18 protein-coding genes are annotated in these 16,127 nt (G+C 39.1%); 3 read left to right on the forward strand and 15 right to left on the reverse strand.

The window, feature by feature from the left end:
- The 10 genes from H3Z82_RS10080 to H3Z82_RS10125 all read right to left on the reverse strand — a co-directional run.
- Positions 1-488, reverse strand: a 488-nt coding sequence (locus H3Z82_RS10080; RefSeq protein ID WP_182205384.1) for a nucleotidyl transferase AbiEii/AbiGii toxin family protein, incomplete at its 3' end; no start/stop codon positions are given.
- Complete coding sequence (locus H3Z82_RS10085; protein WP_182205385.1) at positions 485-1,123, reverse strand: type IV toxin-antitoxin system AbiEi family antitoxin domain-containing protein; 639 nt, start codon at positions 1,121-1,123, stop codon at positions 485-487. The genes H3Z82_RS10085 and H3Z82_RS10080, both read right to left, overlap by 4 nt.
- 342 nt (positions 1,124-1,465) lie before the next feature.
- Positions 1,466-2,320, reverse strand: coding sequence for a DUF4138 domain-containing protein (locus tag H3Z82_RS10090; RefSeq protein WP_182205386.1), 855 nt, complete (start codon positions 2,318-2,320; stop codon positions 1,466-1,468).
- A 29-nt stretch (positions 2,321-2,349) separates the two neighbouring features.
- Positions 2,350-3,279, reverse strand: coding sequence for a conjugative transposon protein TraM (traM, locus tag H3Z82_RS10095; RefSeq protein ID WP_182205387.1), 930 nt, complete (start codon positions 3,277-3,279; stop codon positions 2,350-2,352).
- On the reverse strand, positions 3,260-3,883 hold the full coding sequence (locus H3Z82_RS10100; RefSeq protein ID WP_182205388.1) for a conjugal transfer protein TraK: 624 nt from the start codon (positions 3,881-3,883) through the stop codon (positions 3,260-3,262). The genes traM and H3Z82_RS10100 overlap by 20 nt, the downstream gene beginning before the upstream one ends.
- An 11-nt stretch (positions 3,884-3,894) precedes the next feature.
- Complete coding sequence (locus H3Z82_RS10105) at positions 3,895-4,737, reverse strand: hypothetical protein (RefSeq protein ID WP_182205389.1); 843 nt, start codon at positions 4,735-4,737, stop codon at positions 3,895-3,897.
- A gap of 2 nt (positions 4,738-4,739) precedes the next feature.
- Positions 4,740-5,309, reverse strand: a complete 570-nt coding sequence (locus H3Z82_RS10110; protein ID WP_182205390.1) for a conjugal transfer protein — start codon at positions 5,307-5,309, stop codon at positions 4,740-4,742.
- 1 nt (position 5,310) lies between these two features.
- Complete coding sequence (locus tag H3Z82_RS10115; protein ID WP_182205391.1) at positions 5,311-7,716, reverse strand: TraG family conjugative transposon ATPase; 2,406 nt, start codon at positions 7,714-7,716, stop codon at positions 5,311-5,313.
- On the reverse strand, positions 7,703-7,987 hold the full coding sequence (locus H3Z82_RS10120) for a hypothetical protein (protein WP_182205392.1): 285 nt from the start codon (positions 7,985-7,987) through the stop codon (positions 7,703-7,705). The genes H3Z82_RS10115 and H3Z82_RS10120 overlap by 14 nt, the downstream gene beginning before the upstream one ends.
- A 31-nt stretch (positions 7,988-8,018) precedes the next feature.
- The gene (locus H3Z82_RS10125) at positions 8,019-8,306 is read right to left on the reverse strand and encodes a hypothetical protein (RefSeq protein ID WP_182205393.1); all 288 of its coding nucleotides are present in this window, start codon (positions 8,304-8,306) and stop codon (positions 8,019-8,021) included.
- 188 nt (positions 8,307-8,494) lie between these two features.
- Between H3Z82_RS10125 and H3Z82_RS10130 the strand changes: the two genes are divergently transcribed.
- Positions 8,495-9,127: an N-acetylmuramoyl-L-alanine amidase family protein gene (locus tag H3Z82_RS10130; protein ID WP_182205394.1), complete on the forward strand. Its 633-nt coding sequence runs from the start codon at positions 8,495-8,497 to the stop codon at positions 9,125-9,127.
- A gap of 102 nt (positions 9,128-9,229) precedes the next feature.
- On the opposite strand, the gene H3Z82_RS10135 is transcribed toward H3Z82_RS10130, so the two are convergent.
- From H3Z82_RS10135 to H3Z82_RS10155, 5 genes are all read right to left on the reverse strand, one after another.
- Positions 9,230-9,892 carry a P-loop NTPase family protein gene (locus H3Z82_RS10135; protein ID WP_182205395.1) on the reverse strand — a complete coding sequence of 221 codons (663 nt, stop codon included), beginning with the start codon at positions 9,890-9,892 and terminating at the stop codon, positions 9,230-9,232.
- Positions 9,876-10,661 (reverse strand): hypothetical protein, encoded by a 786-nt coding sequence (locus tag H3Z82_RS10140; protein ID WP_182205396.1) that lies wholly within the window; start codon positions 10,659-10,661, stop codon positions 9,876-9,878. The genes H3Z82_RS10135 and H3Z82_RS10140 overlap by 17 nt, the downstream gene beginning before the upstream one ends.
- Before the next feature lie 3 nt (positions 10,662-10,664).
- The gene (locus H3Z82_RS10145; protein ID WP_182205397.1) at positions 10,665-10,949 is read right to left on the reverse strand and encodes a helix-turn-helix domain-containing protein; all 285 of its coding nucleotides are present in this window, start codon (positions 10,947-10,949) and stop codon (positions 10,665-10,667) included.
- Between the two features lie 324 nt (positions 10,950-11,273).
- On the reverse strand, positions 11,274-12,113 hold the full coding sequence (locus H3Z82_RS10150) for an RteC domain-containing protein (protein WP_182205398.1): 840 nt from the start codon (positions 12,111-12,113) through the stop codon (positions 11,274-11,276).
- A gap of 25 nt (positions 12,114-12,138) precedes the next feature.
- Positions 12,139-14,541 carry an aminotransferase class I/II-fold pyridoxal phosphate-dependent enzyme gene (locus tag H3Z82_RS10155; RefSeq protein WP_182205399.1) on the reverse strand — a complete coding sequence of 801 codons (2,403 nt, stop codon included), beginning with the start codon at positions 14,539-14,541 and terminating at the stop codon, positions 12,139-12,141.
- Positions 14,542-14,749: 208 nt separating this feature from the next.
- On the opposite strand from H3Z82_RS10155, the gene H3Z82_RS10160 reads away from it, so the two are divergent.
- Together H3Z82_RS10160 and H3Z82_RS10165 are read left to right on the forward strand one after the other, a co-directional pair.
- Positions 14,750-15,115 carry a DUF7793 family protein gene (locus tag H3Z82_RS10160; RefSeq protein WP_182205400.1) on the forward strand — a complete coding sequence of 122 codons (366 nt, stop codon included), beginning with the start codon at positions 14,750-14,752 and terminating at the stop codon, positions 15,113-15,115.
- Positions 15,116-15,136: 21 nt separating this feature from the next.
- Complete coding sequence (locus H3Z82_RS10165; RefSeq protein WP_182205401.1) at positions 15,137-16,111, forward strand: helix-turn-helix domain-containing protein; 975 nt, start codon at positions 15,137-15,139, stop codon at positions 16,109-16,111.
- Positions 16,112-16,127: the final 16 nt, after the last annotated feature.

Raw genomic sequence — 16,127 nt, forward strand, 5'->3', positions numbered from 1 at the left:
AATGGACGGAGCAATAACTTTTCTTCGGTTTGGAAATCTAGTGGAGGCTGTCGATCAACTTCTATTTTTATCTTTAAGGTCTTGTTGGAGCGCACTCCTGTTTCCCTGATGATGTCTTCTAGTACAATTTCTTGCCATATGGTTTCGGCTTTTAGAAAAGCAGAATCGATAGCCGTTTGTTTTGTTTTTTTCTTTTCCTTGATACGAATGGTCAGGCCCAATGACTTAAATTCATCTATAATGGCATTGAAATAGGGCTCAATTGAAAAATGGGGATTGGGCTTAAGTAATGAGAAATCCAAATCTTCTGAATATCTATCCAATCTATAGAAAATCCGGAGCGCGGTTCCTCCATAAAAAGCTGCCTGCTCAAAAAAATCAGTTCTTGATAAGCCTGCTAAAGTAATTTCTTGCATTATTTCTCGTAATGCAGATAATATCTCTTCCTCATTCTGAGGGTTATATTCCTCTATCCATTCTTTTATCATAATTCCATCAGCGTTTTAATAAGCATTTTTAGACTACTTTTTTTAGGAGCGCTTTCAATCCATAAGTCCATGATTTTTGTATTTAATGTGCTTAATACATCACTGTCCATGCGAAGATCTTCCGTTAAAAATTCCCGTGTTTGTTTGATGCTTCTAAGATGAATTTTGGGTGTTAGAACTATTTTGTCGCACAAGGCCTTTTCTGGTGACGCAATTAACACGGTTTGTTTAGGTGAATAGTCTATGTTTTTTATCCCATATGAATAATAAGGAGCCTTTGATTGTTGGTAACTAAAACGTCCAACAGCAGTTTTATATATCTTTGAAGTTTGTAGGGTTACTGAACTTATTTCATAGGCCCTTTCCGGTATCATGTTCCAATAGGACAATGCGGATTCTAAGGAAACGTAACTCGGTCCCCTAAGGTGATTGGCTATCAGAAATGGTTCTGGTGTTGGTAAGTCCAATTTAGGTCCTGTTATATATAGTCCTCTTCTGATTGAAATAAGCTTTTTGCTTTTAAGCAACTCACTGATTTTATCATTTGGACGCTTATAATCTTTTAATATATCTAAAATCAGGTGCCTGGATATAGGTGTTTCTGCATATTCCTTTATCCTCTGTCTAAACTCCATGATGTAATTTTTATGAATGATAATCGGATATTTTCCGATTAATTAATACAAATATAGCATTAATATGTAATGGAGCAAGCACATAATCGGAATATTTCCGATTATGTGCTGAAATAGTTACAGTGAATTTGTAGTCGTTTATATAAATTGCCTTCGCGTTTTTTACACAAGAACATGTTTTTCAAAAGTTAGTTCGGTTAAAATCAATATAGCCATAGTGTTTGGGTCAAAATGTTTCAGAAAGGAAACAGAGAATTAAGGATCTGTAAAGGTTGTTGATAAACAAGTCTTCAAGCTAAACATTTCTATTCCAAATCACAATTGGACACTATTTAAGGTACATTAATGTGGATTGTTTATAAGTCTATGCGATATTCGCATTTCGACATGGCGTTCTCCATCTTTTTCGTTCAACTCTAAAATAGCCCTACGGTTGCTTGAGAGTGAGAATTTTGGCAGCACATAAACTAATCGCACCGATTCACCTTTTATAATTTTGGAGGGCAGGTGCTTTGTGAAAATTGGCTCTTTATAGAGACGTTGTACAGATTTACGTTTTCCTTTCTGTTTTGTTGCGATCGAAAGCTTTAGGAAGTTGATATCGTAATCCAGTGTGGACTTGTTATCGATTTTGATAACGAAGTAAAATTCATTTTGATTGTAAACGATAGCTTCCACGCCCAAAACAATGTTCTGCCGTCGTTTTTTGGTCTTGCCTCTGCGAGGTTTCCGCTCAAGAAGATGGGAACTTAATTCTTGGTGGTAGTATGCCTTGTTCTCATTGTTGATTTCTTTGGATGTCGCTGGAATGAAGTCCCTCGGTATTGGTTTTTCGTTTCCGATGCTGCTGGAGATTGGAATGAAATAATTGAGCTTTGAAAGCTTCTCTTTATAGCTGACAATATACGAGAATACCGAACCATCTCTATTGATGACCAAAAGATTGCTGTCCTTTCCAGGGGTCGCTTGTAGCAGTCCGAAATAGTGCTCCTTCTCACGGTTATAAGTAAAAACAAAATGAGCGGACCCGGTGATGCCCTGTCGGATGGGTTCAGGAAAAAAAAGGGCGACATTCTTGGTGTCATTGGCATAAATGGTGTCCAGAGCTTGGGGCGTTCTTATTGCGTCTTGTGCTGAGCAAAGTTGTGGCAAGAACATGCAGATAAAAACAGTTGAAATAATAATATAGGTTTTCATAAGAGTCAGATTTTTAATATCTAATAGGCCTATGGCCTTGGTTTTAAAATAAGTTTGTAATTGTTCAGTATGGTTACTTTAATGCTGCGATTATTGCGTTTCAATACCTTAGTGATACCGCCCACTTGTGGTACACTCGGAATATTGATGTCCCCAATAAGGTCGTCCACCACTTCATGGGTGGCTTCAGCACGAAAATTATTTTCAATATAAATGCCCTCGCTACCATCTTGCAGGTCAAAGGCTTTGAGCTTGGTAGGCTGATGTTGGATGTTTTCGATGTTGATCAGTGCACGATTGGGCTGGAAACTAATAAATCCAAATACAAGGGTATTTTTTGGCAATTTCCTGTTATTGATCACTGCAGCTTTGGTAAGTCGCATTCGCAAGCGACTATTGGCTTTCACGATCTGGTCGCCATCAACAACGACATGTATGGTTTCATCGGTAGTCCCGATAAATGAGCTTTCATCAGCTTTGGGTGAGGCGGCAAAGAACAGTTGATGTTCCAGACCCAATTCCTTCGCTGCAATCTGCTGTTCCCTTTTTATTTCCATTGAATCTATTTCTTGTACTTTTTTGGTTGCTGGTTTTTTATCTCCAAGATTCTGATAGGTCCGTTCAGAATATTTAATTTTCCCTGCGGAATAGATGCTATCCACAATCCGCTCTTTTTCTCGATCGGGTAAGTCCCGATCATAAAAGCCCAGGGAGTCCATCAGTTTTTCATCATAGATACTTGGCACAGTGGTTTCCCGTACGTCCTTTAGGTCGTTGATGGCGTCCAATTTGGATCTGTACTGTTTTTGATTCTCTTCTATAGGTGGAATCAAGGTGTGTTCGAGATTTTCACTCTCACTTTTATCATCGCCCATAACCATCAAGGAATAGGCAATCAGGAATATGACAATCACTGCCAATACAGTAACAAAGACAATTTTATTTTTTTCTACTTTCATTGGAGGTCTTTTTTAAGGTGTTTTCAAAATAATCGGTGATCAATAATCCATGCGGATTGTTCGGGAAATTCCGATCAACCAGAATCAAACTGCCCGTGGACACGAGTTCATAGGTGTCGGTGATCGACCCTCTGTTGATTTCAAAAATGGTGGTTGTGATAAATGTATAGGTGCCGTTGGATTCAGTAATTCTCGAATCAATGCGCAACACTTTTTGAAGCAATGAATATTGCAGCAAACGATTGTACACCCCATCGGCCTTTTTCTGTCGGTACACATTGTCCACTGAACTATTGCCCAGCCACAGTGCTTTTTGTAGGTGACGCTCATAATTGCTCGCATCGATATTATAAAAATAGGTATGGAACAGTTCCAAATGTGATAGGGCTTCCACCGTAAAATTCTCTTTTTGGGTGACGAGCTTTAGGGGAATAACACTGCCATCGGTGTTGATGGCGAAAGCATGGTTGAGCGCATTTTTATGGGTTGTGAAGGCCATCCAAACGGAGAATGTACTGGTTGTAAAAGCACAAACAACGACTGCCAAAACGATAAGTCTATTCAGTTTGATGAGGTTATAAATGTTCTGATATGGTGTTTTCATGACATGCTACTTTAGTTGTTGAATAATCTGAGAGTGAAGGAGGTGGCGCGCGCATATAACTTGAATTTTAGAAACACGATAAAACCTATTGAACCCAACTGTACCACCGGTGCGAAGAACCCTTGCCCGAAGTCGGTACCGAATAGGTTGGTCCAAAAATTGGTGTTTATTTCAGTGTAAATCGCATTGATAAAGATGTTGACCAAGAAAAATGCAGGAACGAGCATATATACTGCAGCGTAAAGCTTAAAAAAGGAATACGCAAGCGACCGGAACTTCTCGAATACCGCCAGGCTGATGACCAACGGAAAAAATGCCTGCATGATCCCCAAAAGAAAAAAGCGTTCCGCCAAAAAAAGTGGATAGATGAACAGGTCAAGGATCCACAGGATGACACTCAGAATGAAAGCCAAAATCTTGAATCCGTACAGCGGGGTGACCAAGGCTTCATAAAGCAAGGTCATAGCGCTTTTCATCGCATCCATGAGATTGATGTCCGCTTCTATGTCAATGTCCTGCAAATGCAGAGGTAGAAGGGCAGGGGCGGTCCCACGATACTGTGACTCGATCGCCACTAAAATGGCATCAAAAAACCCCAGTACCTGTGTTGAGAAGATCACCAAGAGGACTACTGCAAAATTTTTGGCCAGTTCGGTAGGGCTCAATCCCCAGGTGTAGCCGTCCTTGTCCACGATGCCTTCATTGTATTTTTTAAGAATATTGACCAGAAAAAACAGTACGGCAAGCGTCTTCATGCCCGCAATGGTATATTGCGAAAAACTGCTGTTCTGTATGGTCTGGAAAATCGTATCGATATATTCCAGTCCGATTCCTAAAATAATCATACTGGTCATGTTTAGTATTCTGTGTCCCGGTTATTGATTTTGTCCTGCATTTTTCTGAAGGAAATAATGTCTTTGTAGCGCCGCGTCCGAATGCCAATATTGGAAACCATTTCTTTGGATTCTTCCTCTTTCTGTTTCAGTATGGTGGCACGTTCGGCATCGCTCATTTTGAGATAGTCACTGGATAGGATCTGATCAATAAAGACCATGGTCTCCAGTGAATTTTCGACGATGGCAGTGAAGGATTCTGAAATGCGTGTCATTTCATCTGGCTTTATATAAGGGGAATTGAGAATGTCCCTTAAATCATTCTGCATGACCTGGATCAACCGCTGGTTGTTCCGCCCAATCTCCCTGACGGCATTCATCTGTCGGACCACATTGTTGACGGTCTCGAGATTCTCCTTTTGCTGTTTTAGAAACTCAGCGGTTTTTAAAAGCTGTGAGGTCTGTTTGGCTGATTCTACGAGTGATTTCACCAAGCTTACAAAGTTGGTGTTGTCGTAAACAGGCATGCCTTGGGCATGTAAACTAAAACTTAGTAGCAAGGCGATTCCGGTGGTGAGAAATTTGATTTTCATTTTATATGGATTTAGAAGTGAATTCAATGATGGCTTTTTTCATATCGCGATGTTGCTCATAGAGTTTCATTATGGTCTCGTTTTCCTGGCCATCCGTGAGATAGGCTGCATACACCTCCTTGGGAACTTCGAGTCTGAAAATGTTGCTTTGCTTTCCAATCTTGATAAACATCTCCGTGTATTTTCGAGGCCCTGTAAGATTGTTCTTGATGGATTTTAATTGGTTGAGATCGTGAGTTGAAAGATTGAGACGCTTAACCAATTCAGCATAGCCTTTTTCATTGTTTAGACTATAAATGACTTGGGTGTTTTCCAGAATGCTTGCTGAAGTGGCGTTGTTGGGAAGTTGGTTGATGGATTGCAGAATGATGCCGATGGCACCGTTCTGTTTACGGATGGCTTGGTAGTAGAATTCTACACTTTCGAGGACGTTCTCGAACTTCAGTTGCTTGGCAAACTCATCAAAAAGGATCATGCCTTTTTCAGCACGGTTTTTCCAAATCGTCCGTTGGATAGCCGATTTTATGAGTTTCAACATTACGGACAGGATTTCTTTATTGTCTTTGACTTCATCCAGTTCAAAAACTATCAGGCGTTTGTCCTCAATTTTATAGGTCTGGTCTTCGCTAACTTCAAATAGAAAGCTATATAGACCATCGCCAACATATTCCGACATGACGTGTAAGAAGCTGGTAACATTGAAGTAGTCGGGGTGGATTTTTAGTTGATTTAAGAGGTCTTTTTGATTACTCTCTATAAAGTGGTAGAAGCCATCCAGAGAGTGATACTCTGGTATACTATCGTAATAATGGCGCAGGATTTTTTTGACAGAAACGGATTGTGCCTTGGTCACTTTTAAATCCGAGGCAAACAGCTCAAAGAGAAAAACTGATAGGTCTTCTAATCGTTCGGGTGTCAGGTCATTTATGTCGCTGATATAAAATGGATTGATACCGAGATTCTTTCCACTTTCATAACGTAGAATCGTATATTGTTCTGGGTAGAGTTTGGCAAATTTGGTGTAAGAGCCACCTAAGTCAATAATGACCAAACGAACGCCACTTTCAAAATATTGACGCAGGATATTATTGGCCAGAAATGATTTGCCTTCGCCAGTAGGTGCGAAAATGGCAAAGTTCCGTGCCTTGATGCGTTTCTTACGTTCGTCCCAAACATCCTTTAAAACAGGAATGTTATGCTCTCTATCATTGAAAATAATTCCTGAAGGGTCAGATTTATAATTGGTGTTATTGATGAACAGGCAAAGCGCGTGTTTCAAATCCGTCACGTACATATCGGTATTGCTGAAATTTGAAGAGAAACAACAATAACTGTTGAGTATATAATTCTTTCGTTCTTCGCCTCGTGGATAATATGGGATGATATCCAATTCTTTGAATTCAGTCTTGATTTTAGAACCTATCCGAGCTAAATTTTCTGGATTTTTGTCCCAATAGATGATGTTGATATGACCACGAATAATCCTCGAATTGTCATCGGCATTTATCTGGTCAAGGATGTGTTGGATTTTGCCGAGAACAACTTTGTTCTGCGAACCGAAATTTGAACTTTTGTTAAGTTCCTCGACCTTCTTGTCAAGTAGCTTACGCCACTTTTGCTTATCGTCCAAATAGATAATTTGGTTGACAATATGGTTTTCGTTGAGCGTAAGCCCTAAACCATCAATAAACCCTTGATGAAACACAAAATCGTCAGATGTGAATTTCTCATTGGTCTTGCTACTCTGTACACTTTCGCCAAAGCACAGTTCGCTATTGATGGCCAGGGCATCAAAATAGTTTTCGCCTATAGTGACGCTTTTCTTTTCAAGTAAAATATCGGTGTCAAATCCTTCATTGAACCCATTGAAATAAGAATTGGTCAATTCTTGGATTTCTTCCGCTTCGCGAGGAATAAGTTCAATCTTTCTACTGTTATTGATAAAGGAAACGGAATCGCTTACAGAACCAATGAAGCTCTTTAAGTTATCGTCTAATTTTTGAACAATGTCCTTGGTGACGTTTCGGAGCGGATTGACATATTTTGGGTTGTTCAATGTTTTGTTCTTGGTAAGTATGAAGAACAAGTAACAACGGTGTTCCATATACTCACGCCCTTTAAAATGGTCGTGCGTTGCCTTTTCCAGAAAGGTTGAATTGGGCAGTTGTTCGGACGTATAAAATTTCTTGATATAGATATCCTGTTTGTGAACTACGGTACCTACAGCCAGTGATTTTAAGGCCTGAAACCAAGCACCGTGTAAATCCTCAAAATCTTTTTCGGATAGAGAGTATGTTTCAGGTAATATCCCTTCATAACACACAACTACATTGCCATTATTGGCAAAAATGATATTGTCCTGAATATCCGCAATTGGACGATAGGCTGAAAGGTTAATCTTCTTCATAATCAAAACCGGAATTTTTTTTATTGCTGATAATTCTTGGAAAGGCTTTCACTATTTGAAAAAGCTGTGGATTGTGGGTCAATTTTGACAGGGCTACATAAAGGGTTGCATTGAAAATCAGGATGCCAATAATCAACATAAAGCTGAAAGAGAATATGATGATTAAGAGCGAAGCTATAATCGACACCATCATTAATGCAAACAGGGAGATGGGCAGTCCAAATATGACCGCCCGTTTCCTGATGTTCTTATAGATCTCGAATTTCTTCATATCGCTTTAATAATATATTCCTCTTAAAGAGTTAGACGACGATGGAGATTAGGTAAGTGAATATCCCGACCACCGCACCAGCAATAAGGACAAACACAAGAACTCTTGTAATCCCTTTTTTAAGATCTGCGTTTTCCCCAAAGAAGTGTCCTGCGTTAAACAGAAAGCCCACAAGGAAGATGACCCCTAGAATAATTGGAAAAATTGTTCTAATGGTGTCCGAAACATCATTAACGGAATCTTCAATACCTCCAATCTGCGCAAAAAGTGAAGTAGAGAACAGTGAAATAATAGCTGCGAAATAGTTTGATTTTTTCATAACGGAACAGTTTAGATTTTTGATTGTTTTCGTTATCGGAAATTTACATATATTTGTTTACAAACAATTGATAATCAAATATTTATAAATAAAATATTATTTGATTTCATTTGAATTCCTTTACTATTATTTGGTGTTAAATTTTATGGGATTTTGTACACTTCTTGTTGATATCCTGAAAAATAAAAATGAAAAAAGTGCTCAAAAACGTCAGCTTTGTCATTTTGCTTCTAAAAATGTGTTTCATTTTTGGACAGGAATCGGCAACTCAAAAAACAATAATTATAGATGTAGGACACGGTGGAAAAGATACTGGTGCCATCGGAATAAATGGCATCCAAGAAAAGGATGTTGTAATGAGGGTTGCGAAGGAAATTTTAAGGCTTAATGAACTGGCGGAAAAACCGCTCGATATTTATTTGACCAGATATGGTGATACGCTCATAACATTATCAGATAGAACTAAACTTGCGAAAGCCCTAGAAGCTGATCTATTTGTTTCCTTGCATTGCAACCATGCCAATAATTCGGAAGCTAGGGGAATTGAAGTGTATGTGTCTAAGGTAACCTCACAATATGCGAGAAATGCCATCTGGTTGGCTTTTGGATGGCAAGCGATGTTCAAGGAAAAATTGGGATTTGAGAGTAGGGGTGTGAAGTTTGGGAATTTTCAGGTGTTACGGGAGACTGTAGACCAGTGTCCTTCATTACTTTTGGAAATGGGTTTTTTGAGTAATTTAGATGAGCATGCGTATCTATCCAGCAATCGGAACGCGAAGGCCATTGCACAAGTAATTTTATTGACAATAATGAAATATTGATTATGAAAGCGATTTATTTTTTGCTTACCAAACGTTTAAGGGAAATAGTGACGCAATTTGTTATAGAGTTAGTAATCATCTACAAATCATGGCATAAATAAATCATTTTCTCTTATCAATTGCCCTTTCATCAAAGGCCATTAAATTAAACAATTCCCGCATTCTGCTCCGTACCCGGTGACCATAATGTTCTTCAAGTTCATCGGCGCCGAGATTGGTGGTAGCGTACGTTTTAATTCTTTTATTCGAATCCAGGTACAGTTCGTATCGGGATAACAGCACTTCACCCATGACATTTAAGTCCTTTCCATAAAATCGGCCTGCAGGCTCTATGCCGAGATCATCAAAACAGAAGGATTTACTGTTGCCGTAATCTTCGATGGTCTTAAAGCCAAGGTGATTAAAACTAAACACTATATTGCGGCAAGGAATAACTTCATACGGTCTTTGCAGAGGTACGATATGTCTTAAAAGTCGCATCAATGTCGTTTTTCCGCATCCCACGGGGCCTGAAAGAAGAATGCCTTTAGTAGGATCTATATCCATTTTTTTGCAATACGTCCTGTCCTTGATAAAATAATGGCATAGTTTGCTAATAATTTCAAGGTCTTCTTCGTAAATTTTGAAGTGGTCACCAAATAATAACTTTCCCTTTACGGATAAATAGGTTAGGATCAGGTCAAAATCATAAATCACGGTTTTGCCATCAAACGTACCCAATGAATATTCTACGTCATTTTCGATAATTTTAGAGGGGTTGGCCATAATCTTTGTATTTGGTGGTTTTTAAGTTGTCCCTAAATTTGGACGGTGGTTTTGTGTTTGCATTGCTGTCTTTTTTGAATAACTCGGCTTTTTCCATCCAATGACTGGCGAGGGCACGCCAATCTCGAATGCTGTTGCCATCACCTGTTTTCCAATTCCGGCTCTCGTAATACTCGAAGAATTTTTTTCCTTCATCAGCATGAAAACCTTTTTCAACAAAAATATCAATAACCGTCTGCCAGTCCTTTGGCTGTTTGTTATTGTTTACTTGTTTGGTATTGTTTATAGTAGATCCCATTATAAGTCTCCGTCTGGGACCATACCGTCCCAACTTGGGTTCTGTCCTGGGATGGTAGTGTTCCGCTATCTGTTCCAATAAGGGACTGTACTGTCCCTGAGCAGGTTCATTTTTGGGACGGTACCCATCATCAACCTGTTCCAAATCAGCATTGTTTTGTTCCTTGACATTGTCATCGTCGACCCATAACACTGACATCTGTATTTTGCTGCCTTTGTAAGGACTATTGGAAGGAATATAGGAGAGATAATCCCAATCGTGGAGGTCCCTGATGCATCGGTGATACGAGGATTTTGACCCTATTTTTGAAGCGGTCATCAGGTCTCTGCGGTTCACCTTGAAGATTTCGCCAAAGCGGTTACAGTTCCATTCCTGAAACAATGCCAGGTAAAGGCTGATATGTGTTGGCTTGAGACGGTCATCAACAAAGAATTTTTCAAAAGCCGCATTAAGTAGCTTTATGTAGTTCATGACCTAAGAATTTAATCCGTGCTGTATCCGGTTCTTTGTAAGAACCTCCTGTATTTCTTCGGCATCGTAGTATATAATCCCACCAACTTTACTGTAGGGTAGGGTGCCATTGATACGAAGATTTTGCAAGGTTCCTGGGCTTAACTGTAGCAAATCCATAACCTCAGAAGATTTGAGGTATCTTTTTAATTGCCCTTTAGATTGTTTGGCTAAAAGGGTTTTAATGGCATCGAGCAATTCCATTTTGAATTCCCGAAGGTCATCGGTGGTAATAATACTTGTCGGCATAATAAAAGGGTTTTAGTGAAAGGGACTATCGCATTGATGTCAACAAAAGTGATAGCCCCTGACTTGATTTAGCTCACGACTTTAAATATTTTAATAAATACGAGTTCGTGAATCTTCGATTTGACTTTCGTTATGCAAATTTGATGGCTTTTATTGTCAAAGCATCAATAGTCCGTCCAGAGGTGGGAAAGAATTATTGTCATAGAATTTGACGAGTTTTATTGGATATCGACAAAGAAGTGCAGAGATTCTGCCTTTAAACGGTATCAAAAGCTATGCAGAAAGCGATGGATTAATTTTTCCCAAGTTGGGATGACCTAGGGATTATTCGTCGGAGTCTTCAAACCGTCTGTTCAGGGAGTCGGTCAGTTTATCCAGAAATTTAGTTTTACTCGATTTTCGAGCTCTGATTTCTATAAAAGTGTGGTAGTAGTTGCCGAGATCAATTTTGAACATCTGCTCAAATACTGAAGCCAGTTCTTTGATGTCCGCCGTACCACTATTAATTGCACCACTACTATGTAGGGCGTAGATCAATTCAATTAATTCGGTTTTGTTTCCCGTCCAAAATAGTTTTGACGATGTGTTTTTCATGACATTATGATTTACATGATTATTGGATTCCAATTTTTCAATTTCCTGTTTTAAATACACAATAAGCATGTCGTAGGCCATGATCATGGCCACGGTACTGTCCTGGGATGTGGCAAATTGATCGTCTATAAAAAAATGATAGGATTCCGTGGGCATCCTTAGATCTGACTTGCCCCTGGTGAAATATTCCGCATCCAGTGTGGTGGCACCTCTCCGATAATAGTGGTAAAACTCTAGGTTGTCATTAAAGTACACCTGTAATTTGTTGATGTGTTCATTGAGATATTTGATCTGGAATTTGGAACTGCTCCTAGGGCGTTTGCTCTCAATATTAAAAAGTTTCACATAATAAATGAGCTTACTGAAGATTTGGGGCTTGATATGCTTGAAAAAGCTGATTTCCTCTTCCTTACTTTTAAAACCTATTTCAACAACCTTTTGGCGTAGTGATTTGATGTATTTCTCCGTACGGGAAATGCCGTGTTCTGCTTTATATAAAACATCATCGGTTCTAGTTTCTAGGGCATCGAGGTGCATTTCAAATTCCGATATAAATTCTTGATAATTCATATTTAAACACTATCACTTTTTCTAATTATTTGGATTCCATCAGGCCGATGAGTTCCAAAGTAAAGTTGTCAGAAGTTTGAACATAAGCGTAGTTGTCTGCCACTGTGGCTCCAAGTTTTCTTTTTTCAAAAGAAGCTGTCAGTCCTATATTAATACGTTGGAAACTGAGATCGATAGCTCTTTTTATGGTTTGATATAACAATTGCCGGTAAGTGTGGTAAAGATTGAGTTTGTCGTAATCCATCCCCACTAACGAAGGCACATAGGTCAGCTTGTTTTTATAGCAGAACATCACGCCTATGATCTCTTGGGGCGTGTCCTTAGGGGACAGGATTATAAATTCCCAATTGGGGTGCTCAGACATGTGCAGGAATAGTTTCTCGGGATAAACAAAGGTGTTTAGACCTAAATTATGTTGTTGGACGTTGGTGTATAATTTATACACCTGAGATACCTGATCGTAATCCAGTTCCTGTAGGACAGATATGTTCAACCGGGGCTCATAGGCCAAAATTTCCTTTCTCAAATGTCTTTTGTTTCTTGCGGAAAGTTTGGAAGTATAGCGCTCTATCGACTCGTTGTTTGCTAAGTGTATTTCGCAGGCCTTTGGCATTTGGATCCGAACAAAGCCCTGGCCCTGAAAATAGTTGTGTAAACTGTGTGCTTCAGTAAAATCACGTAAAACAATCATCTGGGCACCAGCCTCTGATTCCAATATTTCCAAGTTTTTCATCAACATTATGAGGGCATCATTCTTTAAAGGATGTGCTTCGTCTATAAAAAGATGTTCTCCTTCGGTAAAAAGGGAGCCCAATGACAACACTTTTGAGGTTAAATGATAAGGGTCTGATAGACGTTCTTTTTCAATGGTCTTTGATGCCACTACATTCGCGAACATATCATCCTTCCATAAGCACACTGTCATAAAAGTAGCCAAAACGGGTTTCTCGTTTTCGTCAAGGATCAAAATATAGTAAAAGTCCCAGTTGTGCTCCTTTAATTGATTTCCCCTAAATGTCTGTTCGAGAAAAAGTAGGCCGTCCCAGTTATGGATGCCATTCTGACCTATATGGGAGTTCCAAAGGGCTTTATCAATTTTAGTTATTGTAGTTTCCATGCCAAAATTGAGATTTGTGCTTGTTAATTGTTTTTTTGGTTTTGGCTTGCGCTCCATCTTAAAGGCACTATGGACACGATTGAGATCGGTGTGGGTTTCCTCAAGTGCTTTTGGTAAATGGTAAGCCATGGCATCCACAAGTCCCTTAATTTCTTCCTTTTGGTTGTGAAGAGATATCGTTATTCTTACCCCTGTGTTCTTAACTGGAACGGCAGGGAATAACCCAAGATTTGTATAATATCCTTCCTTCATTAAACGGTTCACAAAGTTGTAGCCTGTTTTTGGCATCCCTGTTCCTATATAAAATACAGGCGAATTGTTTTTGTCTACAAGAGGCAATGTCGTCTCATGAATAAGATCATTAAAGTAGGCGATGCGTTGTTCCAGCTCATATTGAAGCGTATAGATTTCAGTACTTAAATGAATTTCCGCCGAGGCCGTGGCGGCAGCAACCGAAGCAGGTTCAAGTTGAGCGGAAAATGTTAGTGGACCTCCAAAGGTTTTTATTTCTTGATGCATTTTTTTATTGGGGCATACCAAAACCGAGCCACTGGCACCAAATGTTTTGCTCAGGGTCCCGAACAAGAGCATGTTTTCTGAAAGTTCATCCAATTCACTCATCACATATCCAGAGCCATTCTTTCCAATCCAGCTCATTCCGTGGACGTCATCAAAATAGAGATGCAATTGTGGGTATTTGTCGCCTAACATTTTTAATTCCTTAACCGGTGCAAAATCTCCAAACATTGAATAAATACCATCGGCCATATACCAAATTTTTCGTCTCCCATTCGAATGGCGTTTGATTTTATCCTCCAACATGTTCAGATCGTTATGGCGAATCATGTCAATAGGTACACTTCTTGTTTTTAAGATTTTTGCCGCACTTTGCACACTCCAGTGTACCTGATGGTCCAGGATAATGGCATCTTGATCTTTGACAGCACTCGGGATGACGCCTAAATGCCCGAGGGTGCTGTTTTTGGTAATCACAATCGGATGGTTGTACATACCGTACACCTTTTCTTCCAACGCTTTATAAAGCGGGTTGGAGATATAGGACTTTGATAGCGGAAACTGCGTGCCATATTTGTCAATGGCAGTAATCGCCGCTTCTTTTAAACGAGGGTCTTGTTCCAATCCTAAATATCCCGTCGTTCCAAAATGGAATAATGAATTGTTTTCAACGCTTATGGTGCGTCCGGAAAACTGATTGCCGTCGGCGTATAAATGTAGAACGCCGGCCTTTTTTGCATCTGTAAATACATCATTTACAGAATCTAAAAAGTTGTTGTGTTGGATTTTTGCCATGATTTTTATTTTTTATGTGGGATAAAATTTAATATCTTTTGGTCGATTTTGTAGGATTTAACCTAACTATAATCCCGATTAGTCAAACATTTATCCGTTTTAGGCAAGTTTTTAATCCTTATTTGCTAATCCTCCCTCCTGATAGGTTAAATAAAACAATAGTATATTTAGTAATTTTGAGTTTGCCAGTTTTTAAAAATGCTTAATTATGTTAGCTGAAAATGATTATGCAACCTATGAGATAATTGATGGAATAGTACATGTCATATACAAGAACATTGACCTGGACATTTCAAGATCGGTCCGTATAGTAAAAGATCGACTTCAGTTACAGGCAGGGCGATTTATGCCCGTACTTTGTGACATTAGGGCCATACAGGGAATAAATAAAGCAGCACGTGCCTATTTATCCTTAGAAGGATCCGCTTTTGTTAATGCCGTTGCCTTTGTTATTGATTCTCCAGTTTCAGAAATGTTATCCGACATATATGTAACAACCAATGCGCCTACCATACCTACAAAATCGTTTTTGAACCATAAAGAGGCTATTAAATTTTTGAATAGGTTCAGGTAAATTTTTTAAAAGCTCGCTACCATGGAAGAACATATAGAACAAAGACTATCTTCACTTAGAGTGATGCTATTAAAAATGTTATCAGGAAGTTATTACCAAAGAATCAAACGCTCAGAACATAATGACATTCTTGAGTCTTTTATCCTTGGTTTTAATGTTTTGGCAGAAGAGTTTCAAGACGTTTTGATCCATCAGGGTTATGTCAATCGGAATGCTGCCATTTTGGATGTTGTTCAAATGAGTTTCATCATTGATGAACATGGAATGGTTGAGATGGTTAATAAGCTAGCTTGTAAAACCCTGTCGCGCCGTAAAAGGAATATCATTGACCGACCTTTTGAAGCACTTTTAACGGAGGGTTCTGTCAAAAAATGGAAAAATGTTTTTCAGCAGTGCGCAAAGAGGCGCGCCTATGATACCTCCGTCGACTTGGTATTCAAATCCAAAGGCGGCCTTGAGATACCTAAAACTGTATATGTCTCAAGATATTATAAAAATGCACAAGGCTATCGCACACTTATCACCGTCATTCACCATACCAATTATCAAAAGAAACTTCAATCTGGGATTTCTGGTAAGATCAATAAAGTAAAGCTTAAAGGAAACAAGAGGTCTTTAAAAGACAGGACCGCTTTACTGAAAAAGTCAAAAGTACGATTGAGTTTGGAGGATATTCAAAAAATCAAAAGAGCCCACGACATGATTCTTGCCAATCTAGAGGATGACTTTCCATCGCTTAAAGAATTTGCACTACAACTTGGAACCAACGAATTTAAGCTCAAGTATGGTTTCAAGGAGTTATACGGCACTACGGTCCATAAGTTTTTGATTGAGGAGCGTCTGAGAAAGGCATTGATGATGGTGCTCTACAGCGACCGCCTCTTTAAAAGTATTGCCGAAATGACCGGTTTCAAAAGTTTGCCTCATTTTTCAAGAGCGTTCAAAAACGCCTATGGACATTCGCCAAGCGAGATGCGCAAAATGAATAATGTATAGGATTTTATTAATTACT

The sequence above is a fragment of the Gelidibacter maritimus genome, assembly GCF_014062315.1.
Classification (GTDB): Bacteria; Bacteroidota; Bacteroidia; order Flavobacteriales; family Flavobacteriaceae; genus Gelidibacter; species Gelidibacter maritimus.